A 25,093-nucleotide genomic window follows, 5' to 3' on the forward strand; every position below is an offset into this window, starting at 1 on the left:
GGGAAGGAGGTCGCCGGCTGCGCTGCGCGGCGGTTCCCGTCGCCGGATCGGGCGCGCACCATCGTGGCAGAAGGGACCCCCGAGTCCTTTCCACCGCACACGTGCCGTGGACGGACACGGGAGTCAAACGCCCGCACCCGCACGGCACTTGGCCGTGCGGGTGCGGTTGCTCACAGAGGGGTTTGCCGGGCGGGACAGCGGGAAGAGAGGCGCCTCCCGGCAGGCCCCGCCCCCGTCAGTGGGACAGCTTGGCGCGGGCGCGTCCCGCCGCCGCGGCGGGTCCCGCGCCGGCCTTGAAGGCGCGCCGGGCGATGTGGGCCTCGCGCCGCAGGTCGTGCGCGGCGTGCCGGCTGCGCCACAGCACGGAGGGCCGGGCCCCGGTGTCGTCCGCCGCGATCAGCAGTCCGCCGAGCAGTCCGAGGTTCTTCAGGAAGTGGATCCGGTGCTGGGACTTGTCGCCGGCGTCCTCCTCCTCCCAGAAGCGGTGCGCGGCGAGTGTGGTGGGCACGAGGGTGGCGGCGATGGCGAGGGCGGCCGGGCGGGACATCCGTCCGGTGGCCAGCAGCAGTCCGGCGGCGACCTGGACGGCGCCGTTCAGCCGCACGGAGTCCTCGGTGCGGTCGGGCAGTGCGCGAAGGCGGCCGGTGACCGGCCGCACGACGGGCTCGGCCAGCCCGGCGACGCGGTGGGGGTTGCGGAGGGTGTCCAGTCCGCCCGCGATGAAGATCGACGCCAGCATCGGCCGGCCGAGGACGCGCAACAGGCTCATGTCCTTCTCCTGGAGTGTGGAGGGTGCGATGCGCCGGGTTCCCCGCGCGGCGGGGAGCATGCGGCGGGGGCAGGCGGCGGGGCCGTCACCAGAAGCGGGTGGTGAGGGCGGGCCGGCGGACCGCCTCGACGGCGTCGCGCAGGCACAGGGCGACACCGATGGTGGCGCGCAGCACCGAGGGCCGTACGCTCTGCGCGGTCTCGGTGGCCAGGACCAGCAGGCAGCCCGCCGCCTGCTCGACCACGGAGACCGGGAGGGTGCAGTCGCCGTCGGCGGCCGCGCGGAACGCCTTCAGCGGGACCCCCGCTCCGTCGACCGTCCGCCGGGCGGCCTGTTCCAGGTACGGGACGGCCTGTTCGCAGAGTGTGGCGGGCAGGGTGAGGGTGCGCTGGAACGATGAACTGGTCATGTTCACAGTGCTCCCACGGCGTGGCGCGCCCGCACCGGTCGGAGCGGGTTTTTCACCGTCCCGCGTGAGCGTGCGCCTCGCCCTCGACGGGCTCGTACGCTGGGCGGACCGCGAGAAGCTGAGCACGCCGTGAAGCCGAGGAGGCCGCCGATGCCCCAGTCGTCCCCCGCGTCCGGCGAGGAGAGCCCCGGCGCCGTGGCGGCGCGGCTGACCGGGCGGGCGGTGACCGGGGTGCGGCCGCTGTCCGGTGCGCTCGCCGAGGCCGCGCTGGACGACGGCCGCACGGTGGTCGTGAAGCGCGCCGAGGAGGCGGAGGCGGCGCGCGCGGAGGCGGCCGGGCTGCGCTGGCTGGCGGAGGCGGGCGCGCCTCCGGTGCCGCGGGTGCACGGCCGGGAGGGGGCGTGGCTGGTCCTCGACCGGGTGGCACAGGGGCGTCCGGGCCGGGAGGCGGCGCTGCGGTTCGGGCGTGAGCTGGCCGGGCTGCACGCGGCGGGCGCGCCCGCGTTCGGGGCGCCGCCGCCGGGCGGTCCCGTGGAGGCGTTCATCGGGCTCGCCCCGATGCGCAACGTGACCGGTGACGACTGGCCGTCCTGGTATGCGGAGCACCGGGTGCTGCCGTATCTGCGCCGGGCGGTCGACGCGGGCACCACGGGCGCCGGCGAGGCGGCGGTGGTCGAGCGGGTCTGCGCGCGGCTGCCGGAGCTGGCGGGTCCCGCCGAGCCGCCCGCACGGCTGCACGGCGACCTGTGGAGCGGCAACGTGCTGTGGGGCGCGGACGGCAGGGTGCGGCTCATCGACCCGGCCGCGCACGGCGGGCACCGGGAGACGGACCTGGCGATGCTGGCGCTGTTCGGCTGCCCGCTGCTGGACGCGGTGCTGGAGGGCTACCAGGAGGTGGCGCCGCTCGCCGAGGGGTGGCGGGAACGCGTCGGCGTGCACCAGCTGTTCCCGCTGCTGGTGCACGCCGTGCTGTTCGGGCGGGGCTACGCCGGGCAGGCGCTCGGCGCCGCCCGGTCCGCCCTGTCGCTGTGATCCCCCGGCGGGGTCCTCACCGGGTCACCACGTGCCGCTCGTCGGGCACGCAGTGGGTCATCGTCAGACCCGTCACGTCGCGCGGGGGGTTGTCGCCGAGGTTGGCGAGCCGCTTGCGGTCCTCCTCGGTGAGGGTCTGGCCCTCCAGCGGCTCCAGGTGGGCGACGTCCTCCGGCATGATGCCGAGGCCCTCGCCGACGCGGCGGCCGAGGTCGGTCTCGACCAGCAGGAAGTGCCACACCATGCGCTCCTGCACCGGCCGGTCGCACTGGGACAGCAGGTCGGTGAAGTTCTTCACCAGGTCGTCGCGCTCCCAGTCCTCCAGCAGCATGTAGCGCTGGCCGGCCTGGAGGTAGTCGTTGGTGCGCTCGATCCGCTTGCGGGTGAGCCGGCCGCGGATCTCCGGGCCCTGCTCGTCGTGCGTCGGGTAGTGGGCCTCCCGCAGACCGCCGGTGATGGAGGGCTCGTAGTTGACGTGGGAGTTGTCCCCGCCGTCCACGTGGTAGGCCATCTGGCCGTCGCGCTGGTTGGTGCGCACCTGCGCGTGCTTGGGCTGGTTGACCGGCAGTTGGAGGTAGTTCGGGCCGACCCGGTAACGCTGGGTGTCGCTGTAGGAGAATGTCCGGCCGACGAGCATCTTGTCGTCGGAGAAGTCCAGGCCGTCGACGAGGACACCGGTGCCGAAGGAGATCTGCTCGTTCTCCGCGAAGAAGTTGGCCGGCATCCGGTTGAGCACCATCCTGCCCACCGGCTTCGGCGGGAAGTCCTGCTCGGGCCAGGTCTTGGTGTCGTCCAGCGGGTCGAAGTCCAGCTCCGGGTGCTCGTGGTCGTCCATCATCTGGACGAGCAGCTCCCACTCGGGGTGGTCACCGCGCTCGACGGCCTCGTAGAGGTCCTTGGTGGCGTGGCCGAGGCCCTGTGCCTGGACGTTGGCCGCGTCCTCCTCGGTCATGGAGCGCACGCCCTGCTTGGGCATCCAGTGGTACTTGACCAGCTTGGTGTTGCCCTCGGCGTCGACCCACTTGTAGGTGTTGACGCCGAAGCCCTGCATGTGACGGTAGTCAGCCGGGATGCCCCGCGGGCTGAACAGGTTCACCAGCATGTGCATCGACTCGGGCGTCTGCGACATGAAGTCGAAGATGCGGCGCGGCTGCTGCTCGAAGGTGACCGGGTCCGGCTTGAGGGCGTGGATGACGTCGGGGAACTTGATGGCGTCGCGGATGAAGAAGACGCCGAGGTTGTTGCCGACGAGGTCCCAGTTGCCGTCCTCGGTGTAGAACTTCACGGCGAAGCCGCGCGGGTCGCGGGCCGCTTCCGAGGAGTCGCGGCCGCCGATGACGGTGGAGAAGCGGACGGCGAGGTCGGTGCGCTTGCCGGCCTCCTGGAACAGCTTGGCGCGGGTGTAGCGGGAGATCGGCTCGTCGCCCCACTTGCCGTACGCCTCGAAGTAGCCGTACGCGGTGACGCCCCGGGCGTGCACGACGCGCTCGGGGATGCGCTCCCGGTCGAAGTGGCTGATCTTCTCGAGGAACTGGTAGTTCTCCAGCGTGGCCGGGCCGCGGGAGCCGACGGTGCGCTGGTTCTGGTTGTCGTAGACCGGGTGGCCCTGCCGGTTGGTGAGTACCTTGCGGTCGTCGCCGGTAGCGGGGCCCTGACTCGAGGTGTCCGTCATGATTCGCTGGGCTCCTTGCGCTGCTGCTTCTGGCCGGTGACGGGCCGGGGCGTGCGGCTCCGGGCCGTCGGCCGGTTCCTGGCGGGCGGCCCGGGTACCCGGAGCCGCGGCGTCATGCACGCGTTCGCGGCCCGTTCACGGCGAAGGCCGGGCGCGCGGGCGCCCGGCCGCGGTCGCATCCCGTCGGCGGCGTGCGTACGAGGCCCATGCTGCCCCTGATCGGGACGTGCGGCGACCGGAGCGCTGCGGAGCGTGACGGAGCGCCGAGGTGCGGCGCATGCCGCACGGACGGACGGGCGGGACGTGGCGAGGCCCGGTCACCTGGTCTGTGCGCGGTGACCGGGCCTCGTGACGCGCCGTGCTCAGCCCCCGTTGAGCCGGGCCGCCAGCAGCTTCTTGCCCAGTTCGGCGCCCTTGCGGCTGTCCGCCTGAGCCTTGCGGAACAGCTCGGCGACCTCGCTGTCGTCGGCCCGCTCGGCGTCCTGGACGTAGTTCTCCAGGCGCAGGGCGTTGCTCAGGCACGCCTCGACGTACCAGACGAGGTTGTAGTCCTTGTCCTTCGTGCCAGTGACGCCGCCGGTCTCCGTGTCGCCGGTCATCCGGGTCTCCCCTCATGGTGCTCGTCCTTCGCCCGTCCCCGGACCGCAGGGCCGAGGGGCGGGCTCACAGCGGCGGCCGGGTACCCGGTCAGGAGGAGGGCACACCGAAGGGCGGGGGCGCGACCGGTCCCCCGTTCCGGTCGTGCCCCCGCCGTGGCTCGAAACTATGCAAGGCGAGGCTTGAGTGTGTACCGCGCCGGTGCCCGATGCACGGGCCCCCGGCACTCACCTGTGCACAGATGAGTCCGAATCGCCCGGTTCACTCCCCCGCGAAGAGCGGCTGCTCCAGGTCGCCGACCGCCAGATGGGCCAGGGCGACCTCGTAGAGATCGGTCCCGGCGGCCAGGAGCTGCCGTTCCAGGATCGGTTCGGCGCTGCGGACGTGTTCGCGCACGGTCTGGGCGTGCATGCCGAGGGCCTGCGCCGCCCGCTCGGCGTTGGCCCCCTCGGCGATCCAGGTGCGCAGGGTGCGGCGCACGTTGCGCGGGTCGGGGTCGAGGCGGCCGAGCAGCTGCCGCGCCCAGGAGGAGACTGCCGGTCCCGACAGCAGCTCGGTGAGGCGCCGCGCGCTCGCGGCGGAGTCGGCGGGCCCCTGACCGTCCAGCAGGTTGATCTGGGTGTGCAGCGCCAGGTGCACGACGGCCCGCACGGTCACGTCGTCGAAGTCGACGCCGAGCATGGACTCCGCGCGGTCCATGCGGGCGCGCACGGTGTTGCGGCTGACGCCGAGGATCTTGGCGGTGGCGACGGCGGTGAACTCGAGGCCGAGCCGGGTGGTGGCGAGCACCTCGGCGCGGGTGTGGTGAGGCAGCGCGTCGAGCGGGCGCAGCACCCGCGCCGCCCAGGTGCGCAGCGCCGCGGGGTCCATCAGCCGCTCGGGATGGGTGCGCTCGGCGTACACCGCAGTCTTGTCCGGCCGGAACCGGGCCACGGCCAGCGCGCTGACGGCCTGTCCGTAGGCGGTGGCGGTGCGCGCCAGGCTCTGCCAGACGCTGCCGCCGACGAAGGTGTCGGGGTGACGCCCCACCAGGGAACGCAGGTCGGCGGCGGTGGCCTCGCGCGGGCTGAGGACGATCACATGGCCGTCGACGGCCGGGCAGCGCACCACCAGCGCCTTCTCCTGGGTGCGTTCGATGCACTCGGCGGCCAGCCGGTCGCGTACGGAGGGGTCGGACTCCAGGACGTACACGCAGGCGGTCTCGGCGTCGAGCAGCCCCGGCCAGAGTCCGGCGGCGACCCGGCGCGCGGAGACGGTGTCCTCGACCATCAGCAGCTGGAGGATCGCCAGCCGCAGGTCCGCGGTGGCCCGTCGGAGCCGGATGCCGGCCGCCTCCGTCTCGTGGGCGGTGAGCAGCAGTTCGATCACCTGTGCGGTGTGCGTGACGACGTCCGAGGCGTGCCGGTCGAAGGGCGTCCGGCGGGAGACGGCCAGGACGCAGGCGCCCGTGGGGTGCCCGATGCGCACCAGCCGCAGATGGCGTCCGTCCCCGTCCCACGCGGCGGACGCGATCCGTCCGGACGCGACGTCCGCGGCGAGCGCCTCGTCCAGCGGCAGCGGCGCCCCGGCGAGCAGGTCACCCGCGCCGTCACGGAGGGCCGCCTCCGCGTCCACCGCGCCGGCCAGCCAGTCCACGACCCGGCGGACGTCCCGCCCGGCCGGCCGCAGATGCTCCAGCAGTTCACGCGCCCAGCCCGGACGCCCCGCCGTCTCCGTCGCCGTTCCGTGCGCCGTGTCCTTTCCGCCCGTCACCTCGGCCTTCCCCTCGTCTCTCGCCCCGTGGCCCGGACGGGGGACGTTACCCCACGGTCCGGGGCGGCTCACCCCGGCGCGACGGGCCCCCGCCCGTCCCCTGCGGGTGACGCGGGACCGGTGCGCCGCGGCGTGGGGCGCGGGCGGCATAAGCTCGGTGAATGGCCAAGTACTTCGACGTGCACCCCGACAACCCCCAGCCGCGCACCATCGGTCAGGTCGCCGCCGCCATCCGCGACGACGCGCTGATCGCGTACCCCACGGATTCCTGCTACGCGCTCGGCTGCCGTCTGGGCAGCCGTACCGGCATCGACCGGATCCGCACCATCCGCAAGCTGGACGACCGGCACCACTTCACCCTCGTGTGCCGCGACTTCGCGCAGCTCGGCCAGTTCGTGCGGATCGACAACGACGTCTTCCGCGCGGTGAAGGCGTCCACCCCGGGCCGCTACACGTTCATCCTGCCCGCGACGAAGGAGGTGCCGCGCATGCTGCAGCACCCCAGGAAGAAGACCGTCGGCGTGCGCATCCCCGACCATGTGGTCACCCAGGCGCTGCTGGCGGAGCTGGGCGAGCCGCTGCTGTCCAGCACGCTGCTGCTGCCCGGCGAGGACGAGCCGATGACCCAGGGCTGGGAGATCAAGGACCGGCTCGACCACGAGGTGGACGCGGTGCTGGACTCCGGCGACTGCGGCACCGAGCCGACCACGGTGATCGACTTCTCCGGCGGCGAGCCGGAGATCGTACGGGCGGGCGCGGGCGACGTCTCGCGCTTCGAGTGACGGGAGGACGGCGCGACATGACGGACGTACGGGGGACCGAGGTGCGTGTCCCCACGGAGGACGGGACGGCGGACGCGTACCTGGCGCGGCCGGCGGACGGCGCGCCCCGGCCGGCGGTGCTCTGTTTCACCGACGCCTTCGGGGTGCGCCCGACGGTGCGGGAGGCCGCCGACCGTGTGGCGCGGGCCGGGTACACCGTGCTGGTGCCGAACCTCTTCCACCGGCGTGGTCCGGCCCCGGTGGTCGAGCTGCCCGGCTTCATCGACGCCGAGGCGCGCGGGGAGATCTTCCGCCGGCTCCGCCCGGTCATGCAGGAGCTGACGCCGGAGCGGGCGACGGCCGACGCGGGAGCGTATCTGCGGTGGCTCGCGGAGCTGCCGGAGGCGGCGGACGGTCCGGCGGCGCTGACCGGCTACTGCATGGGCGCGGGTCTGGCGCTGCGCACGGCAGGCGCCTTCCCGGACCGGGTCGCGGCGGTGGCCGGGTTCCACGGCGGCCGCCTGGCCACGGACGACCCCCGCAGCCCGCACCTGGCGGCGCCGCGGATCACCGCGGAGGTGTATCTCGGACACGCCGACGAGGACCCGTCGCTGCCGCCGGAGCAGATCGAGCGGCTGGAGAAGGCGCTGACGGACGCGGGCGTCCGGCACCGCTGCGAGGTGTACCCGGGGGCCGAGCACGGCTTCACCCAATCCGACACGGCGTCGTACGACGCGAAGGCCGACGAACGCCACTGGGCGGCGCTGCTCGGCCTGTTGGACCGCGCCTTCCGGCCCGGCGCGCCAACGTGACGACGGGGCAGCGAGGTTGACGCGGCCCCGCCCGCCGTCCGTACGGCACACCGTTGTTACGGTGCACGCGTGTCCGAATCCTCACGCGACACCGCCGAGGGCGCCGGCTGGGGCGTCTCCGAACGCGGTGAGTACCTGCGGCTGGTGCCGCGCCAGGCCGAGAAGATCTCCTGGCTGAACCCGAGACATCTGTGGGCCGCCCGCAACGGCGTCCTGGCCTCCTGGTTCGGCGACCCCACCGGGGAGGTCAGGGCGCGCTGGGCGGCCCGGCGGGCGGCGGCCGGGGCGCCCGCCGACCGCGTGATCCGGCGCGACGACCCGGACCGCTTCTCGTTCCTGGTCGTCGGGGACACCGGCGAGGGCGGCGAGCCCCAGTACGCCGTCGTGCCCGGCCTGTTGAAGGAGGGCCTGGACACCGCCTTCGCCGTGCTGGCGAGCGACGTCGTCTACCCGGTGGGCGCCGCCGGCGACTACGGCCCCAAGTTCTTCCGCCCCTACCAGGACTACCAGGCGCCGGTCTACGCGATACCCGGCAACCACGACTGGTACGAGGACCTGGCCGGCTTCATGCGGGTCTTCTGCGACGACACCGGGCCGCTGCCGGCCGGCCCCAAGCCGCGCCCCCTCACCCGGGCCTGGCTGCGGTCCCTGGTGTGGCACCGGCCCCGCCCCGGCGACGGCGAACACCTCGACGAGGCGCGGAAGCTGCGCTCCTCCCCCGCCCAGCAGGCGGTGCAGCCGGGCCCGTACTGGGCGATCGACGCGGGTCCTGTGCGGATCGTCGGCATCGACACCGGACTGCTCGGCACGATCGACGCCGAACAGGGCGCGTGGCTGCGCGAGGTGTCCCGCGACCCGCGGCCGAAGATCCTGGTGACCGGCTCGCCCCTGTACGTGGACGGCGAGCACCACCCGTGCCCGATCGAGGGCGGCGGCACCGTCGACGCCGTCGTCCGCGACCCGGCCCACCGCTACGTGGCGGCGATCGGCGGCGACATCCACAACTACCAGCGCTACCCGGTGCGTCTGGACGACGGCCGCACCCTGCAGTACGTGGTGGCGGGCGGCGGCGGGGCGTTCACGCACGCCACCCACACCATCCCCCGGGTGGATGTCGCCGGGGTCACCGAGGCGGACTTCCGCTGCTACCCGCTGCGCGGTGACTCCCTCGCCTTCTACAGCGCCCTGTACGGGCGGCGGACGCGGCTGCGCCGGTTCTTCTCGCTGACCGAGGCGGAGGCGGCCGCGGTGATCGCCGAGCGCCTGGGCATCGGTCCGACCCGCGCACCGGGCGCGCCGGCCCGGGTGACCCGCCGGATGCGGCTGGTCGCGGGGCTGCTCGGCACCGGACGCCGGCCGGACCGGGGGAAGCGGTTCCGGCTGCCGGTGCGCAAGGCGTACCAGTCGCTGTTCTCGCCCGGTTCGGCCACGTACAGCCCGCCGTTCTTCAAGTCCTTCCTGCGCGTCGACGTGACCCCCGAGGCGTTGCGGCTGCGCTGCTTCGCGGCGACCGGGCAGCGGGCGCAGGAGGTCGCCCCGCCCGTGGAGGACGAGGTGACGGTCCCGCTCACGTAGGGACGGTCACCAGCGGCCGGGCTCGGTGCCGGTGAGGGGCCGGGAGGGCGTACCGTCCACGCCCACGGGCACGTCCCCGGCGAGCATCACGCGGTGCATGATCCGCGGGTGGTCGAGGTGGGCGGTGTCCGCGGGCGCGAGATGGACGGTGGCGCGGTTGTCCCAGAACGCCACGGTGCCCGGCTGCCAGCGCAGCCGCACGGTGTACTCGGGCCGGGTGGCCTGCTCCAGCAGCATGTCCAGGACCGCCCGGCTCTCGGGGCGGGACAGGCCGGTGATCTGTTCGACGTAGTAGCCGTTGACGAACAGGATCCGCTCCCCGGTCTCGGGGTGGACGCGCACCAGCGGGTGCTCGCTGGCGCTCTGGTGGTCCAGCAGGTGCCGTACGTAGGCGTCGTCGCCGGGCCGGGGCTGGTAGCCGACGCCGAGGCGGTGCTCGGCGCGCAGCCGGTCGGCGAACTCCCGCACCGGGGCGGACAGCCCGGCGTAGGCGGCGGCCAGATTGGCCCAGGTGGTGTCGCCGCCGTAGGGCGGAACGGTCTCGGCGCGCAGGATGGTCGCGGCGGGCGGGTCGACGCGGGCGCCGTGGTCGCAGTGCCAGCCGCGCAGCAGGGTGTGGCGGCGCCGCCGCAGCCACTCGTCGTGGTCCATGCCGTACCGGCCGCCCAGTTCCAGGCGGTCGGCGGTGGTCTCGATCTCGGGGAAGTCCGCCGGGGAGGCGGAGCCCCGGCGGGGCAGGACGACCGGTTCGCCGAACCGGCGGGCCAGCGCCACGTGCGCGGCGTGGTCCAGGCGCTGGCCCCGGAAGAAGACCACCTTCCAGCGCAGCACCGCCGCCCTGATCGCGCCGACCGTCCCCTCGTCGAGGTCCCCCGCGAGGTCCACGCCCGTGATGTCGGCTCCGATGTGCCCGGCGGCGGGGCGCACCTCCGGCCTCCCCGTGTGCTCCCGGTCCGTCCCGACGCGGCTGTCCGTCGTCATGCGTCCCACTCCGTCACTCGTCCCCGCCGGCCCCGGACGGACCGGCTCCAGGGAAGATCGTGGCAGGGGAAGCGGACCCTGGCGACAGGGCGCCGGGCCCGTCCGGTTGATCACCGCCCCCGCAGTGGCCGACGCTGGGAGGACGACACCGCGACCGGAGGACCCTCCCGTGACGAGCATCCCGCAGCACACCCTCAACGACGGCACCACGATCCCCGCCCTGGGCCTGGGCACCTGGCCGATGGACGACGCCGAGGCGGAGCGGGCGGTGACCACGGCCCTGGAGGCCGGCTACCGCCTGATCGACACCGCCGCCAACTACCGCAACGAGACCGGCGTGGGCCGTGCCGTGGCCGGCGCGGGCGTCCCGCGCGAGGAGATCGTCGTGACGACGAAGCTCCCCGGCCGCCACCACGGCTACGAGGAGACCCTCGCCTCCTTCGAGGAGTCCCGCGCCCGCCTCGGCCTGGAGTACGTCGACCTGTACCTGATCCACTGGCCGCTCCCCCGCGTCGGCAAGTACGTCGACTCCTGGAAGGCCATGATCAAGCTCCGCGAGGACGGTCTGGTCCGCTCGATCGGCGTCTCCAACTTCACGCCCGCCCACATCGCACGGCTGGAGAAGGAGACCGGGGTGCTGCCCTCGGTCAACCAGGTCGAGCTGCACCCGTTCTTCCCCCAGGACGAGCTGCGCGCCCACCACGCGGACAAGGGGGTGCTCACCGAGAGCTGGAGCCCGCTGGGCCGCGGTTCGCAGCTGCTGGACGATCTCGCGGTGGCGGCCGTCGCCGACGCGCACGGCGTCACCCCGGCGCAGGCGGTGCTGCGCTGGCACCTCCAGCTCGGCGCGCTGCCGGTGCCGAAGTCGTCCGACCCCGAGCGGCAGCGCGCCAACCTCGACGTGTTCGGATTCGAGCTGGACGAGGCGCAGATGCGGACCGTCTCGGACCGGGCGCACCGGCGGATCGGCGGGGACCCGGAGGTGCACGAGGAGTTCTGACCGGGTGAGCGGGGCCGCTCGTACGGGAGGCGGGCGGGCGGACGTTGCGGAGGGAGCGGCGCGGTGTGCGGAGCGGACCGGCTGCGCGGCCACGCCACGTCCCGGCCGCACGGCGCGAAGCCGCGCGGCGCGTACGTCCTGACCCGCTTCCGGGGACGACGGGGAGGAGGCGTGGCTGCTGGTGCGGGCCGCGAAGAGCGGCTCCGGCGGCCGGGGCGCACCCGGTCCCCGGCGGGCGCCTTCCGCCCGGACGGGCCGCACGCTCGCGCAGGTGGCGGAGGAGGACGGCTGGCCCCTCGGGGGCGGCGGGTCAGCGACGCGGGAGGGCCTGTTCGGCCCAGATGGTCTTGCCGCCGTCGGCCTGACGGCTCCCCCAGCGCTGGGTGAGCTGGGCGACCAGCAGCAGCCCCCGGCCGCCCTCGTCGAAGGCGTGCGCCCGGCGCAGGTGGGGCGAGGTGGAACTGGAGTCGGTCACCTCGCAGATGAGGGTGCGGTCACGGATCAACCGCACCCGGATCGGGATCTCCCCGTAACGGATGGCGTTGGTGATCAGCTCGCTGACCACGAGCTCGGTGACGAAGGAGATGTCGTCCAGGTCCCAGGCGGACAGCAGGTCGAGCGCCCACTTCCGGACCGCCGCGACCTCCTCGGGGTCCCGCGCCACGTCCCGTGCGGCGACCTGCCCGGCGCCCAGGGCGCGGGTGCGGACGAGCAGCAGGGCGACGTCGTCGCCGGGCTCCTCGGGCAGCACGTGCTTCAGCACGACGTCGCACTGGGCGTCCAGCGATCCCGCCGGCACCGTCAGGGCGCGGCAGAGCTCCTGGGTGGCGTGGTCGACGTCGCGGCCGCGGCCGTCGACGAGCCCGTCGGTGTAGAAGGCGACGACGCTGCCCTCCGGCAGTTTCAGCTCGGTCGCCTCGAACGGCATGCTGCCGACGCCCAACGGCGGTCCCGCGTTCAGCGGCACCAGCCGGCAGGTGCCGCCGGGCAGCAGCAGGGCGGGCGGGGGGTGCCCGGCGGCGGCCACCGTCAGCAGGCGGGAGACGGGGTCGTAGACGGCGTACAGGCAGGTGGCGCCGAGCTCCGGGACGTCGTCCCGCTCGTCGGCGGTGAGGTGGGTGACCAGGTCGTCGAGGTGGGTGAGCAGTTCCTCGGGCGGCAGGTCGACGTCCGCGAGGGTGCGCACGGCCGTGCAGAGCCGGCCCATGGTGGCCGTCGAGGGGATGCCGTGTCCGACGACGTCCCCCACGACCAGGGCGACCCGGGTGCCGGACAGCGGGATGACGTCGAACCAGTCGCCGCCGATGCCCGCGGCGGACGCGGTGGGCAGGTAGCGGTGGGCGATCTCGACGGCCGCCTGCCCGGGCCGCACCTTGGGCAGCAGGCTGTTCTGGAGGGTCATGGCGGTGGCGCGTTCCCGGGCGAAGCGGCGGGCGTTGTCCACGGACACGGCGGCCCTGCCCGCGATCTCCTCGGCCAGGACGGCGTCGTCCTCGACGAACTCCTCGGGGCGGAGGTTGCGCAGGGCGACCGCGACGCCGAGTGTGGTGCCGCGGGCGAGCAGCGGCACGGCGAGCTCCGCGTGGATGCGTGAGGCCCGCGCCTTCTCGGTCCGGAGGGACTGCGGCTCACGCTCGGCCATCCAGCGGTCGAAGCCCGGCTCGCCCCTCCGCGCGAGCACGGCTCTGCCCTCGCGCAGCGCCATCGCGGGCGGCGAGTAGGGCGGGTAGACGTCGGTGCGGCCGAGGGGGACGACCCTGGCGGGCGCGTCCGGGCCCGCGGAGGCGTGTGCCACGCGGCGCATCACGATGTCGAGGTCGTCCCGCGGCGGGGGCGCTTCCGCGTCGAGCACCCAGTCGAGCAGGTCGACGGCGGCGAAGTCGGCGAAGTCCGGCACCAGCAGCGCCACGAGCTCCTCGGCGGTGCGGACGGCGTCGAGGGTGGTGCCCAGGGCGGTGGTGGCCTCGTCGATCAGGGCCAGCCGGCGCCGGGCGCCGTGTTGCTCGGTGCTGTCCAGGCCGGCCAGCGCGGTGCCGGTCACCCGGCCCGTGGTGTCGCGCAGCGGCCACATCTCCACGTCCCAGGCCCGCCGGCCGTGGTCGGCGCCGGCCTGGCTGTAGGTCTCGTCGCGCATCGGGCGTCCGGTCTCGGCGACCGTGCCCATGTTCCGGTCGATGACGCGGTTGGCCTCGCTCCGGCCCGCGGCGTCGAGGAAGGTCCGGCCGAGCAGCGTCTCCTCGGAGCCGCCCATCGCCTCGCAGGCGGCGGCGTTGAGCCGGACGAAGCGGTGCTCGGTGTCGAAGACGGAGACGGGCAGGGACGACTGCTCGAAGACCGTGCCGCCCAGCGACGTCTCCCGCGCGTCGGCGGGCGCGGCCGTGATCACGAACCCGGCGGTCTCGTCCCCGGGCCCGCGGAGGGGGACCGCCTCTGTACGGAGCGTCATCGCGTGGCCGTCACGGTGACGCGCCGTGACGACCCCCGCCGGCAGGGGCGGGCCGCCGGGCCGGGTCTCCCCGCTGCCGGGCTCCTCGGCGAGCAGGTCCCGCACGGGACGTCCCACGGCCTCGTCGGCGGAGAGCCCGGTCAGCCGCCGGGCTCCCTCGCTCCAGCCCGTCACGACGCCGCGGGCATCGACAACAAGCGCGGCGGAGGCGTCGTCCATTGGTCCAGGATCGACCCGCGGCCGTCACCTCTCAACCGCGGCGGGTGCTTCCGGTGCCCGGCCGTCTCAGCCGCGGTGTGCGCGCAGGGCGGCGAGCGCCTTGTCCGCGTGGGTGTTCATACGCAGCTCGCTGCGGACGACCTCCAGCACGGTCCGGTCCTGGCCGATGACGAAGGTGGCCCGCTTGGTGGGCGCCACGGAGATGCCCCGCCTCACGCCGAACATCTCGCGGATCGTGCCGTCGGCGTCGGACAGCAGGGGCATGCCGAGGGTGTGCCGTCCGGCGAACTCGGCCTGGCGCTCCACCGGGTCCGCGCTGACGCCGACCGGGCGGGCGCCCACCTCGGCGAACTCGGCGGCGAGGTCGCGGAAGTGGCAGGCCTGCGCGGTGCAGCCGGGGCTCAGGGCGGCGGGGTAGAAGAACAGCACCACCGGGCCGTCGGCGAGCAGCCCGGACAGCCGGCGGACGGTGCCGGTCTCGTCGGGCGCGGCGAAGTCCTCGACCGTGTCGCCCTTCTCGAGGCGCGCGCTCATGCCGTCCCCTCCGCGCTCTTGGCGACGCCGCGCGCCCACAGGACGAGCGGCACCTGGAGCGGCAGCCGGCCGAAGGCGGCGGCGCGCTGCGGGGCGGGGCGATGGCGCCAGTCGACGGCCATCTTCACGTTGGCGGGGAACACCCCGACGAAGAACGCGGCCGCGGCCAGGGCGGCGGTCTTGCGGGTACGGGGCAGGGCCACCCCCGCGGCCAGCGCCAGTTCGGCGGCGCCGCTGGCGTACGTCCAGGTGCGGGGTGAGCCGGGCAGGGAGCGCGGGACGATGTGGTCGAACTGGCGGGGCGCGGCGAAGTGCGCGGTGCCCGCGGCGGCCAGCAGACCGGCGAGCAGCAGGGGTGAGCGTGCGGACCGTGACACGGTTCCTCCTCCGGTGACTGCCGCGCACGTTACCGGACGGTAAGGGGCCTGCCGCGCGGGAGGGTCGGGGCTCAGGACTCGGCGTCCGCCTCTGCCGCGTGGGCGAGGAAGTCGTCGACCATGCGGTGGAACAGCGTCGCCAGCCGGCGCAGGTCCTCCTCGGACCAGTGGGCGAGGGCGGCCTGCATGCCGCGCACCCCGGTCTCGCGGATCCGGGCGATCGCCTCGCGGCCGGCGTCGGTGAGCTCGATGCGCTGGGCGCGGCGGTCGTCCGGGTCGGGCACGCGGACGACGTGACCGGACCTCTCCAGCTGCTGCACGGTGCGCGTGACGTGCGAGGCCTCCACCCCGAGCCGCGCCGCCAGCTCCCCCGGCCGCATCGGCTCCTCGTCGGCCATCTTCCGCAGCAACGCCGCCCCCGCGCGGTCCAGCGGCACGCCCGCGGCGGCCATCAGCCGTTCGTGCTGCCGGGCGCGCGAGCTGAGGTAGGTGACGCGGTACAGCGCGCGCTCGATCTCGACCACCTCCGGGGAGGCGGAGGCGTCGAAGGGCGGGGGCGTGGACATGGGCGCACTTTACCATCTCGTTGCGTAACTCAATCAATTGACTGGCGGGAAACGGAACCTTCCGCTCACCCCCCACGCGCCTCCGGCCGCGCTCCGTTCGGGCGAAACACCGAGGCCGGACGCGTGGGGCCGGGCGGCGGCGTCCACACCTCACCCGTGACCCTCCCGCTGATCCCGCCCATGCTCGCCACCCCCGGCCGCCTGCCGCCTCCCTCGGCGGACGCGCGCTGGGCGTACGAGACCAAGCAGGACGGCCAGCGGGCGGTGGTCTACCTCCCGGGCGACGGGACCGTCGTGCTGCGCGCCCGGTCCGGTCAGGAGATCACCGGCGCGTATCCCGAACTGCGCCCGCTGGCGACCGCGCTCCGGTCCCGTCCCGCCGTGCTGGACGGGGAGATCCTCGCCCTCGACGCGGAGGGCCGGGCCAGCTTCCAGCTGCTCCAGTCGCGGATGGGCCTGGCCCACTCCCCCGCCCGCGCGGCCCGACGGGCGGAGACGGTGCCGGTGCACCTGATCCTGTTCGACGTGATGCACCTGGACGGCCGCCCGCTGCTCCGCGAGCCGTACGTCCGACGCCGCGAGGAGCTGCTGGGCCTCGGGCTCGACGGACCGTTCTGGTCCACCCCGGCCGCCATCGTGGGCCACGGCGCGGAGGCGCTGCGGGCCACCGTCGAGCACGGCCTGGAGGGGCTGGTGTGCAAGCGGCTGGACTCGGTGTACGAGCCAGGGGTCCGCTCCCGCGCCTGGATCAAGATCCGCAACATGCGCAGCGAGGACGTGCTGGTCGGCGGCTGGCTGCCGGGCAAGGGTCGGCTGACCGGACTGCCGGGCGCCGTCCTGGTCGGGCAGCGGGCGGGGGGCCGGCTGCGCTACGTGGGCGGCGTGGGCACGGGCTGGAGCGAGACCGAACGTGCCGAACTGGCCGCGCTGCTGAAGGCCGCGGCGACCGACGTCTGCCCCTTCGACCCGCCGCCCTCCGTCCCGGGCGCCCGCTGGGCGGTGCCCCGGCTGGTCGGCGAGGTGCGCTACAGCACCCGCACCCGGGAGGGCATGCTGCGCCAGCCGTCCTGGCTGCGGCTCCGGCCGGACCTCGCGCCCGAGGACGCGGCGGCCGACCTCCCCGACGACCTGGGGTGACCCGGGGGCGGCCGCGTGCCGCCCGGTGCGCTCCTCCCCTTCGACGCCCGCCCCCTCTTGGCATGGGCACGCCCGACCGGGATGCTGTGAACTCCTCAGCCCCCCACAGCCGTTGGGCTGCGCCTGTCCCGAGGAGGACGCAGTGTCACCGAGCACGTCCCGTACACACGCCAGGAGATGGCTGACCGGCCTGGCCGGTGCGGCCGCCATGGTCGTCGCCTTTCCCGCCACGGCCTTCGCCGCTCCCCCGCCCGCGCTCCCCGCCGACGCCGACGCGCTGGAGAGCACCTACCAGCCGGCCTTCGACTACGACACCGACGGCTGCTACTCCTCCGCGGCGATCGGCCCCGACGGCACCGTCAACGCCGGACTGCAGCCGACCGGCGCCCTCAACGGCAACTGCCGTGACGCGTCCGACCTGGACAACACCAACGGCTACGCACGCGCCAAGTGCAACAACGGCTGGTGCGCCGTGGTCTACGCGCTGTACTTCGAGAAGGACCAGGCACTCCCGGGCGTGAGCCTCGGCGGGCACCGCCACGACTGGGAGCACGTCGTGGTGTGGGTGCAGAACGACACCGTGCGATACGTGGCGACCTCCAACCACGGCTCGTTCACGATCCACCCCCGCTCGTCCGTCCGCTTCGAGGGCACGCATCCGAAGGTCGTCTACCACAAGGACGGCATCAGCACCCACTGCTTCCGCCTGGCCGGCGCGGGCGACGAACCCCCGGAGAACCACAAGGGCGCCTGGCAGTACCCGCCGCTGGTCGGCTGGAACGGCTATCCGCCGGGGCTGCGCGAGAAGCTCGTCGCCCACGACTTCGGCAGCGCCCACTTCGGCCTGAAGGACGGCAGCTTCGCCTCGCACCTCGCCAAGGCCAAGCCGTCCGGCATCCCCTTCGACCCGAACGGATGAGGGACATGGGCGAGTTGACGCCCGGGGGTTCCACGCCGTGTCCCCGGTGCCGGTGAGCGACGAGGGTCTATCGTGACGCCATGGCCGTCCCGGAACTGATCCGTATCGTCTCCCGCGACTCGCCCATGGCGCTCGCCCAGGTCGAGCGCGTCCGCGCCGAACTGACCGCGGCCCACCCCGGAGTGCGCACCGAGGTCGTCCCGGTGCGCACGACCGGGGACAAGTGGCTGGGCGACCTGTCGCAGGTGGAGGGCAAGGGCGCGTTCACCAAGGAGGTGGACGCCGCGCTGCTGGCCGGTGAGGCCGACCTCGCCGTGCACTGTGTGAAGGACGTCCCCGCCGACCGGCCGCTCCCGGCGGGCACGGTGTTCGCGGCGTTCCTGGAGCGGGACGACGTCCGCGACGCGCTGGTCCACCCGGACGGTCTCACCCTGGACGAACTGCCGCCCGGCACCCGGATCGGCACGTCGTCGGTGCGCCGGGTCGCCCAGCTCGCCGCCACCCGTCCGCAGCTGCGGTGCGTGCCGCTGCGCGGGAACGCCAACCGGCGGCTGGCGAAGCTGGCGGAGGGCGAGGTGGACGCGCTGCTGCTCGCGGCGGCCGGTCTGGAACGGATCGGCCGCGCCGACGTGATCAGCGAGGTGCTGCCGCCCGACGTGATGCTGCCGCCGGTCGGCGCGGGCGTCCTGGCCCTGCAGTGCCGGGAGGGCGACACGGGTCTGATCGAGGCGGCCGCCGCCCTCAACCACCCCGACACGCACCGCGAGACGACCGCCGAGCGGATGCTGCTGCACGTCCTCCAGGGGCACTGCAACAGCCCGATCGCCGGACTCGCCCGCGTGGACCGCAGCGGTGAACTGTCCCTGCGCGCCTGCGTCTTCACGCCGGACGGCAAGACCCGGCTGAACGCCCACGAGTGGGCGGGACGACTGGACCCGGCGACACTCGGCACGTCGGTCGCCGTGGCGCTGCTGCGTCAGGGCGCCCGCGAGGTCATCGACGGCATCCCGCACTGAACCTCCCCGGCGGAAGGGTCAGGCGGTGCCCTCCTCCGCCTGCTCCTGGAGGAACAGGCTCACCTGCTGGACGAGGCTCTCCCGGGCCGCCCCGGCGGTCGCGCCCGCGGAGGGTTCGAGCACGCCGACGCCGCCCGTCCACAGCCGCCGTCCGGCCCACTCCTCGTCGGCGCGCAGCTGCACCTGGACGTCGACCTGCGTCAGGGACGCCTCGGGCGCGGCCGCGTAGAGCACGGCGGTGGCGCGGCGCAGCGGATAGAGGTCGAATCCCTCGACGAATTGCGAGTTGCGCCAGTCGATGAATGCGCTCTCACCGTCGGGGCCGGTGCGCACGTCGATCTGACCGTCCTCGAGATGAATGCACACAGGGCGCTCACCCCGGTTTTCCACGGTCACCCGGACCCGGAAGTACGACAGCCCTTCGGCGGCGTCGTCACGCCCGCGCGGCGGGTCGCCCGCTTCCAGACGGTGGACGCGGACCCGCAGACCGGCATGCTCGTCGTACTCCTGCCAGTCCCCGACCACGTTCGGCTCGTACACAGTGCACCTCTCGACTTCTGTCCGCTGCTTCCTATCTGTGGGCTCAGCGCACTGTCAAACGAGCGGAATGCGCCGTGGTCAGGCAGTTCGCCCGATCTGATCGCCGATCAAGCGCTGCGCAGGAGGAATCGCCCGACCGGACCACCGGCGGGCCGCGGAGGCGTGCCGTACATCACGTCGGGCGCGGCGACCACTCCACGCACCGGCGGCGCCCGGCCCGCTCCCCCGCCCGAAGGGCCCCGCACCCACGCCCCGGCCTGCCTCTTTTCACCCCTCGAATTCTCCCGGTTCCGCAGCGTACGTATTTCTTGAATTCAACGGAACGCGATCCTCCGCGGTTTTCCCGCAGCCGTTTTGAAATTGCGGCGGACCGGGAATGGAATTCTCAGTGCTTCGGACAGGAGGCACGTCCGTGTTCTGTCCACCCGGCACCCGCTCAGGGAGGTGCGCGCGTGATGCGTACCGTCAGTCCCAGGAAGCCCCACTCCCATGACGACGCCCCCGAGACGACGCGTGAATTCGAGCGCCTGGCCGGTCTGCCCGACGGGCCGGAGCGCCGGAGGCTGCGCGACGACCTGGTCACGGCGTGGCTGCCGATGGCCGAGCGCATCGCCGTCAGGTTCCGGGGGCGCGGAGAGGCCCTGGAGGACCTGTACCAGGTGGCGGCCCTGGGTCTGGTGAAGGCCGTCGACCACTACGACCCGGCGCGCGGCAACGCCTTCGAGGCGTACGCGGTGCCGACCGTCACCGGCGAGATCAAACGCCACTTCCGCGACCACATGTGGACGCTGCACGTGCCGCGCCGGGTGCAGGACCTGCGCAACCGGGTGCGCACCGCGGCGAAGGAGCTGTCGCAGACCACGCCGGGGCGGCCGCCCACGGTCGCCGAGATCGCCGAGCACGCCCGGCTGACGGAGGACGAGGTGCGTACCGGGACGGAGGCCCTGGAGTGCTTCTCCGCGCTCTCGCTGGAGGCGGAGATGCCGGGCACCGACGGGTACGCCCTCGGCGACTCGATCGGCGGCCCGGACCCGGCGTACGACGCCGTCGTGGACCGGGTGGCGGTGCGGCCGTGCCTGGAGGCGCTGCCGGAGCGTGAGCGGCTCATCCTCTATCTGCGCTTCTTCAAGGGGATGACGCAGAGCGGCATCGCCGACCAGCTGGGCATCTCCCAGATGCATGTCTCCCGCCTGCTGAGCAGCTGCTTCGCGCAGGTGCGCGAGGAGCTGGCGTCGGCCGACGCCGGCTGAGCGCTCAGGGCTCCGGGGGGACGTCCGGGAGGCGGGTGGGGCCGAGCCGGTCGAGGGTCTCCTCGAGGACCGTGCGGACCTCGGCGGGCAGGGCGCCCGTGCGGCCCCAGACGAGGATCATGTCGGCGATGCTGCGGAGTTTGATGTTGGTCCGCTGGGACACCTCTTTCAGCACCGTCCAGCCCTGGTCGGGCGAGACCCGCCCGAGTGCGACGACCATGCCGATGGCCTGGTCCACCACCGCGTGCGAGACGACCGCGTCCTTCAGCTGCTGGACTTCTTCCTCCAGCTGGAGGATCCGGTCCGCGCCCCCGTCCGTGGGCATGGTCACCTCCGGTTCCGGTGTGCCGCTGCCGCGGCGCCTTCGCCAAGTGCTTGAGTGCCTTCACCCGGTGTCCGATCCCTCCATGGTCGCCATACGGTCCGCCCTCTGCCACCGGGGTGGACCACGGGTGGCCCGGGTCACCGTTTCGGGGCCGCCGCCGGGGTACTCGGCAGGCGCCCGGGCCGGTGCCCCACGGACACTGGTGACATCCGGGTGGCTGCCGGGCCGACGAGATCAGGAACGCGACTGCTATGAACCACGACATGACCTCCCCCGCCGGCGCGACGGGCGTCGTCTCGACGGACGCCGTCTACGGCGCCCCCTGCTGGGTGAGTCTGACCAGCCGCGACCTGCAGAGCACCGAGGAGTTCTACAGCGCCGTGCTCGGCTGGGAGTGGCGTCCCATGCGGCTGGGCGACCGGTTCCGCGTCGCCCTGGCGAACGGCCGGCCGGTGGCCGGGATCGGCGCCGTGGCCGGCATGTGGCAGATGGCGGTGGCGTGGACGCCGTACTTCGCGGTGCGCAGCGCCGACGAGGCCGCCGCGCGGGTGCAGGAGCGCGGCGGGACCGCGGCGGTGGGCCCGATCTCGCTGCCGCCGGGCCGTGCCGCGCTGCTCGCCGACCGGGACGGGGCGACGTTCGGGGTGTGGGAGGGCGCGCTGTTCAGCGACTGGCCCACCTGGCGCCGGGCGCAGCTGGCGTTCATCCGGCTGCACACCCGGGACGCCTTCGACGCGGCGATCTTCTACGGCGAGGTCTTCGACTGGGCGTCCGGCAGGCCGGGCGGCTGCGAGGTGCACTACGAGGGCGAGGAAGTGGTGCTGCGCAGCCAGGGCGACGTGGTGGCGCGCATCGAGTCGGGCGCGCTGGGGTCGGCCCCGGATCCGCGGATCCGGCCGCACTGGCAGGTTCACTTCGCCGTGACGGACGTGGCCGCCTGCGCCCGCGTCGCCGAGGAGCGGGGCGGCACGGTGCTCGAGCTGGGCCCCGAGGAGGCGGTGCTGAGCGACAACGAGGGCGCCCGTTTCACGGTCACCTCGCGCCGCGAGCGCTGATCCCTCCCCGGGGCCGCACGGTCACCGTGGGGCGCGGGACGGGCGGGACAGCAGCACCAGACTGCGGGCATCGACGGTCAGCCGGGTGCCCGCCTTGCGTTCCGCCTCGTCGGGGGTGCCGTCCAGGTCGGCGGTGTCGATCAGCGCCGTCCACCGATCGCCGTAGGAGGCGTCCGGCAGACGGAAGCCGACCGGCTCCCAGTGGCTGTTGAGCAGCAGCAGGAACGAGTCGTCGACGACGGGCCGGCCGCACGGGTCCGGTTCGGCGATGGCGTCGCCGTTGAGGAACACACCGACCGAGTGCGCGTCGGGGCGCTGCCAGTCGTCGTCGGTCATCTCCCGCGCGTCGGGCGCCAGCCACACCAGGTCGGGCAGCGGCTGGTCCGCGTTCCGCGGGGTCTCGCCCCGGAAGAACCGGCGCCGGCGCAGCACCGGGTGCTCCCGGCGCAGGGAGATCAGCCGGCGCGTGAAGTCCGCCAGGGCACGCTGGTCGTCGCCGAGGCGCCAGTCGATCCAGCTGATCTCGTTGTCCTGGCAGTAGGCGTTGTTGTTTCCGCGCTGGGTGCGGCCCAGTTCGTCGCCGTGGGAGAGCATCGGGATGCCCTGTGACAGCAGCAGCGTGGCCAGGAAGTTGCGCTGCTGGCGGGCGCGCAGTTCCCGCACGGCCGGGTCGCGGGACGGGCCCTCCGCGCCGCAGTTCCAGGACCGGTTGTCGTTCTCGCCGTCCTGGTTGTCCTCGCCGTTGGCCTCGTTGTGCTTGTCGTTGTACGAGACCAGGTCGCGCAGGGTGAAACCGTCGTGCGCGGTGACGAAGTTGACGCTGGCGCGCGGCCGGCGCCGGTGGTGGGCGTACAGGTCGGCGGAGCCGGTCAGCCGGGAGGCGAACTCGCCGAGGGTGTGGTCCTCGCCGCGCCAGAAGTCCCGTACGGCGTCCCGGTACATGCCGTTCCACTCCGACCACAGCGGGGGGAAGTTGCCGACCTGGTAGCCGCCTTCGCCGACGTCCCAGGGTTCCGCGATGAGCTTGACGCGGCTGATCACCGGGTCCTGCTGGATCAGGTCGAAGAACGCCGACAGCCGGTCCACCTCGTGGAACTGCCGTGCCAGCGTGGCCGCGAGGTCGAAGCGGAAGCCGTCGACGTGCATCTCGGTGACCCAGTACCGCAGCGAGTCCATGATGAGCTGCAGCACGTAGGGATGGCGCATCAGCAGGCTGTTGCCGGTGCCGGTGGTGTCGTAGTAGTGCCGCCAGTCGCCGTCCACCAGGCGGTAGTACGAGGAGTTGTCGATGCCCCGGAAGGAGAGGGTGGGGCCTTTCTCGTTGCCCTCGGCGGTGTGGTTGTAGACGACGTCGAGGATCACCTCGAGCCCGGCCGCGTGCAGCGCCTTCACCATCTCCTTGAACTCCGTGACCTGCTGGCCGCGGGTGCCGTGGGCGGAGTAGGCGTTGTGCGGGGCGAAGAAGCCGATGGTGTTGTAGCCCCAGTAGTTGGCGAGGCCGCGGCCCTGGAGCACGCCGTCCTGGACGAACTGGTGCACCGGCATCAGCTCCACGGCGGTGACGCCGAGGGAGGTGAGGTGCTCGATCACCGAGGGGTGCGCCAGTCCGGCGTAGGTGCCGCGCAGTTCGGGCGGGACGTCGGGGTGGGTGCGGGTCAGCCCCTTGACGTGGGTCTCGTAGATGACGGTGTCGGAGTACGGGCGGCAGGGGCGGGTGTCCTCGCCCCAGTCGAAGGCGGGGTCGGTCACCACGCCGAGCATGGTGTGGCCCGCGCTGTCCCCCGGGTCCGGCCCGTGCGGGTTCCGCTCGTACAGCGAGGGGTGGTTGTCGATCTGACCGTCGACCGCGGTGGCGTACGGGTCGAGCAGCAGTTTCGCCGGGTTGCAGCGGTGGCCGGCGGCGGGGGCCCAGGGGCCGTGGACGCGGTAGCCGTAGCGCGTGCCGGGGCCGACGCCGGGCAGGTAGCCGTGCCAGACGAAGCCGTCGACCTCGGTGAGCCGTACCGTACGGTGCCGGCCGTCGTCGCCCACGAGGATCAGGTCGACGCGCTCGGCGACCTCGCTGAACAGCGCGAAGTTGGTGCCCTCGCCGTCGTAGGAGGCGCCCAGCGGGTAGGGGCGCCCGCTCCAGGCGGGCGCCCCTTTCCGGTTGTTCCGCCGGGTCACCGGACCTCCTCCAGGAGGCCGCCCGGCGTTCGGACCCGGGCGGTGACCGTGGTGACGTTCACCTCGCGGGGCACGTCCAGGCCCTCGCTCTCGCGCGGGTCGGGCGCGGTGGGCACCAGGGGCACGCGTTCGCCGGCGCGGGCGCGCTGCGAGAACCAGATGACCTTGCTGCCGGTCTCGGTGGCGCAGCAGCCCCAGCCGTCGCTGCTGGCGGCCAGGTGCTCGAGGCAGCCCCGCAGTTCCTGGTCGGGGCGCAGCGCGCGGTCGTTGTCCGCGATCGCCGTGATGAGGTGCTGGCCGTTCCACCACATCTCGATGGAGGTGTTCTTGTCGGTGGCGTGCTCGTCGATGGCGCGGAGCAGCATCTCGGTGCCGCCACAGACGGGCTCCATGAGGTTGTCCAGATCCCAGTACCGGAGGTGAGCGGCCAGTATCCGGCTGACCTGTCCCACCCTCTCCGGGCTGACTTCCACGTCGAGGTGGTAGTAGCAGGGCACTGCGGTCTTCATCGTCGTTGGCTCCTCACCGCGAAGCTCGCGCTCCTCCCGTCCGGCGGACGGGCCCCCGAACACGGAACGTGAGCGGGTGTCGCTTCTGAGTCACCTTCAGACTGAGGGGGTTGGTCCATTCGTGCAACACGAGCGCACGGGTGAGACGGACGGTGCCGCATCTGAGCGCACCGGAACCGTCTGACCTGCGACGCTCACCACAGATCGATGGTTGAAATTCCAACAAGACGTTGGGTCACTGTCCGTGCACCATGAGTGAAGACCTCGATCGCCGTTACGGGTCCGTGCACCGGTGCGCACGGCTCCGCCCGACCGTCGGGACAACGCGCACCCATCGAGCCCCGGAAAGGTGAACGGCGCATGCTGCTACCCGCAAAAGCCGAAGTTGCCCGGCAGTTGCGTCGCTATCGGGCCTGGGAGCGCGTGATGCTGGCCGCCCCCGCCGACCACACGGTGCGGGCGACCTTCGAGGACTCCGGCTACACCCTCTGCGTACTGATGGGGAAGCGCTGTGCGCGGGAGGCGGCCGACGCCGCGGAACGGTACCTGCGCACCACGCTCGTCACCTATCTGCAGGAACAGAACGACCGGCCCCGTCCGGCCGCCACGGTCCGGCGCGGCCCGCCCGCCGTCGAGCGGCGCTCCCCGGCGGGAAGGCAATGACCTTCCCGCCT

25 protein-coding genes and 1 pseudogene are annotated in these 25,093 nt (G+C 73.5%); 12 read left to right on the forward strand and 14 right to left on the reverse strand.

The window, feature by feature from the left end; all coding sequences use genetic code 11:
- Positions 1-235: 235 nt before the first annotated feature.
- Both MTR79_RS19280 and MTR79_RS19285 read right to left on the reverse strand, forming a co-directional pair.
- Positions 236-769 carry a DoxX family protein gene (locus MTR79_RS19280; RefSeq protein WP_048458274.1) on the reverse strand — a complete coding sequence of 178 codons (534 nt, stop codon included), beginning with the start codon at positions 767-769 and terminating at the stop codon, positions 236-238.
- 85 nt (positions 770-854) lie between these two features.
- Positions 855-1,178: a hypothetical protein gene (locus MTR79_RS19285; protein ID WP_019525588.1), complete on the reverse strand. Its 324-nt coding sequence runs from the start codon at positions 1,176-1,178 to the stop codon at positions 855-857.
- 150 nt (positions 1,179-1,328) lie between these two features.
- On the opposite strand from MTR79_RS19285, the gene MTR79_RS19290 reads away from it, so the two are divergent.
- Positions 1,329-2,210: a fructosamine kinase family protein gene (locus tag MTR79_RS19290; RefSeq protein ID WP_244791502.1), complete on the forward strand. Its 882-nt coding sequence runs from the start codon at positions 1,329-1,331 to the stop codon at positions 2,208-2,210.
- Between the two features lie 16 nt (positions 2,211-2,226).
- Here the strand turns inward: MTR79_RS19290 and MTR79_RS19295 are convergent, their stop codons facing one another.
- The 3 genes from MTR79_RS19295 to MTR79_RS19305 form a co-directional block, all read right to left on the reverse strand.
- A complete protein-coding gene (locus tag MTR79_RS19295) occupies positions 2,227-3,882 on the reverse strand; it encodes a catalase (RefSeq protein WP_086705209.1) in 1,656 nt (551 codons plus the stop codon).
- Positions 3,883-4,244: 362 nt separating this feature from the next.
- A complete protein-coding gene (locus MTR79_RS19300; RefSeq protein WP_048458270.1) occupies positions 4,245-4,481 on the reverse strand; it encodes a hypothetical protein in 237 nt (78 codons plus the stop codon).
- A 259-nt stretch (positions 4,482-4,740) separates the two neighbouring features.
- A complete protein-coding gene (locus MTR79_RS19305) occupies positions 4,741-6,231 on the reverse strand; it encodes a helix-turn-helix domain-containing protein (protein WP_244791504.1) in 1,491 nt (496 codons plus the stop codon).
- 161 nt (positions 6,232-6,392) lie between these two features.
- On the opposite strand from MTR79_RS19305, the gene MTR79_RS19310 reads away from it, so the two are divergent.
- From MTR79_RS19310 to MTR79_RS19320, 3 genes are all read left to right on the forward strand, one after another.
- Complete coding sequence (locus tag MTR79_RS19310; protein ID WP_189365810.1) at positions 6,393-7,013, forward strand: L-threonylcarbamoyladenylate synthase; 621 nt, start codon at positions 6,393-6,395, stop codon at positions 7,011-7,013.
- Positions 7,014-7,030: 17 nt separating this feature from the next.
- Positions 7,031-7,804: a dienelactone hydrolase family protein gene (locus tag MTR79_RS19315; RefSeq protein ID WP_244791506.1), complete on the forward strand. Its 774-nt coding sequence runs from the start codon at positions 7,031-7,033 to the stop codon at positions 7,802-7,804.
- A gap of 69 nt (positions 7,805-7,873) precedes the next feature.
- Complete coding sequence (locus tag MTR79_RS19320; protein ID WP_244791508.1) at positions 7,874-9,379, forward strand: metallophosphoesterase; 1,506 nt, start codon at positions 7,874-7,876, stop codon at positions 9,377-9,379.
- Between the two features lie 6 nt (positions 9,380-9,385).
- On the opposite strand, the gene MTR79_RS19325 is transcribed toward MTR79_RS19320, so the two are convergent.
- Positions 9,386-10,360: a TauD/TfdA family dioxygenase gene (locus MTR79_RS19325; RefSeq protein ID WP_244791510.1), complete on the reverse strand. Its 975-nt coding sequence runs from the start codon at positions 10,358-10,360 to the stop codon at positions 9,386-9,388.
- Between the two features lie 169 nt (positions 10,361-10,529).
- Between MTR79_RS19325 and MTR79_RS19330 the strand changes: the two genes are divergently transcribed.
- Positions 10,530-11,360, forward strand: a complete 831-nt coding sequence (locus MTR79_RS19330) for an aldo/keto reductase (RefSeq protein WP_114872869.1) — start codon at positions 10,530-10,532, stop codon at positions 11,358-11,360.
- A gap of 72 nt (positions 11,361-11,432) precedes the next feature.
- A pseudogene (locus tag MTR79_RS19335) lies at positions 11,433-11,649 on the forward strand (3'-phosphoesterase); the annotation flags it as partial.
- Positions 11,650-11,670: 21 nt separating this feature from the next.
- Here MTR79_RS19335 and MTR79_RS19340 read toward each other — a convergent pair.
- From MTR79_RS19340 to MTR79_RS19355, 4 genes are all read right to left on the reverse strand, one after another.
- On the reverse strand, positions 11,671-14,025 hold the full coding sequence (locus tag MTR79_RS19340; RefSeq protein WP_244791512.1) for a SpoIIE family protein phosphatase: 2,355 nt from the start codon (positions 14,023-14,025) through the stop codon (positions 11,671-11,673).
- 66 nt (positions 14,026-14,091) lie between these two features.
- Positions 14,092-14,559, reverse strand: a complete 468-nt coding sequence (locus MTR79_RS19345; RefSeq protein WP_086704770.1) for a peroxiredoxin — start codon at positions 14,557-14,559, stop codon at positions 14,092-14,094.
- Positions 14,556-14,936: a hypothetical protein gene (locus tag MTR79_RS19350; RefSeq protein ID WP_086704771.1), complete on the reverse strand. Its 381-nt coding sequence runs from the start codon at positions 14,934-14,936 to the stop codon at positions 14,556-14,558. The genes MTR79_RS19345 and MTR79_RS19350 overlap by 4 nt, the downstream gene beginning before the upstream one ends.
- 71 nt (positions 14,937-15,007) lie before the next feature.
- The gene (locus MTR79_RS19355) at positions 15,008-15,502 is read right to left on the reverse strand and encodes a MarR family transcriptional regulator (protein WP_086704772.1); all 495 of its coding nucleotides are present in this window, start codon (positions 15,500-15,502) and stop codon (positions 15,008-15,010) included.
- A gap of 156 nt (positions 15,503-15,658) precedes the next feature.
- Here MTR79_RS19355 and MTR79_RS19360 point away from each other — a divergent pair, with 156 nt between their 5' ends.
- The 3 genes from MTR79_RS19360 (at position 15,659) to hemC (ending at position 18,574) form a co-directional block, all read left to right on the forward strand.
- Complete coding sequence (locus MTR79_RS19360) at positions 15,659-16,639, forward strand: ATP-dependent DNA ligase (RefSeq protein WP_244791514.1); 981 nt, start codon at positions 15,659-15,661, stop codon at positions 16,637-16,639.
- Between the two features lie 142 nt (positions 16,640-16,781).
- Positions 16,782-17,558: an NPP1 family protein gene (locus MTR79_RS19365; protein WP_189365816.1), complete on the forward strand. Its 777-nt coding sequence runs from the start codon at positions 16,782-16,784 to the stop codon at positions 17,556-17,558.
- Between the two features lie 80 nt (positions 17,559-17,638).
- Positions 17,639-18,574, forward strand: coding sequence for a hydroxymethylbilane synthase (hemC, locus tag MTR79_RS19370; protein ID WP_244791516.1), 936 nt, complete (start codon positions 17,639-17,641; stop codon positions 18,572-18,574).
- An 18-nt stretch (positions 18,575-18,592) separates the two neighbouring features.
- On the opposite strand, the gene MTR79_RS19375 is transcribed toward hemC, so the two are convergent.
- On the reverse strand, positions 18,593-19,114 hold the full coding sequence (locus MTR79_RS19375; protein WP_189365818.1) for a hypothetical protein: 522 nt from the start codon (positions 19,112-19,114) through the stop codon (positions 18,593-18,595).
- A 455-nt stretch (positions 19,115-19,569) separates the two neighbouring features.
- Between MTR79_RS19375 and MTR79_RS19380 the strand changes: the two genes are divergently transcribed.
- Positions 19,570-20,364, forward strand: coding sequence for an RNA polymerase sigma factor SigF (locus MTR79_RS19380; RefSeq protein ID WP_048458256.1), 795 nt, complete (start codon positions 19,570-19,572; stop codon positions 20,362-20,364).
- 4 nt (positions 20,365-20,368) lie between these two features.
- On the opposite strand, the gene MTR79_RS19385 is transcribed toward MTR79_RS19380, so the two are convergent.
- Positions 20,369-20,695 (reverse strand): ANTAR domain-containing protein, encoded by a 327-nt coding sequence (locus MTR79_RS19385; RefSeq protein WP_048458255.1) that lies wholly within the window; start codon positions 20,693-20,695, stop codon positions 20,369-20,371.
- A 245-nt stretch (positions 20,696-20,940) separates the two neighbouring features.
- Between MTR79_RS19385 and MTR79_RS19390 the strand changes: the two genes are divergently transcribed.
- Positions 20,941-21,744: a VOC family protein gene (locus MTR79_RS19390; RefSeq protein ID WP_048458254.1), complete on the forward strand. Its 804-nt coding sequence runs from the start codon at positions 20,941-20,943 to the stop codon at positions 21,742-21,744.
- A gap of 21 nt (positions 21,745-21,765) precedes the next feature.
- Here MTR79_RS19390 and glgX read toward each other — a convergent pair whose 3' ends face one another.
- Together glgX and MTR79_RS19400 are read right to left on the reverse strand one after the other, a co-directional pair.
- Positions 21,766-23,910 (reverse strand): glycogen debranching protein GlgX, encoded by a 2,145-nt coding sequence (gene glgX, locus MTR79_RS19395; RefSeq protein WP_244791518.1) that lies wholly within the window; start codon positions 23,908-23,910, stop codon positions 21,766-21,768.
- Entirely contained in the window at positions 23,907-24,419 is a 513-nt protein-coding gene (locus tag MTR79_RS19400) for a hypothetical protein (protein ID WP_033277740.1), read from the reverse strand. Before MTR79_RS19400 ends, glgX begins: the two co-directional genes overlap by 4 nt.
- 360 nt (positions 24,420-24,779) lie before the next feature.
- Between MTR79_RS19400 and MTR79_RS19405 the strand changes: the two genes are divergently transcribed.
- On the forward strand, positions 24,780-25,082 hold the full coding sequence (locus MTR79_RS19405) for a DUF5133 domain-containing protein (protein ID WP_033277739.1): 303 nt from the start codon (positions 24,780-24,782) through the stop codon (positions 25,080-25,082).
- Positions 25,083-25,093 lie beyond the last annotated feature (11 nt).

The organism is Streptomyces sp. BJ20 (genome assembly GCF_022869105.1).
Taxonomy (GTDB): domain Bacteria; phylum Actinomycetota; class Actinomycetes; order Streptomycetales; family Streptomycetaceae; genus Streptomyces; species Streptomyces griseoincarnatus.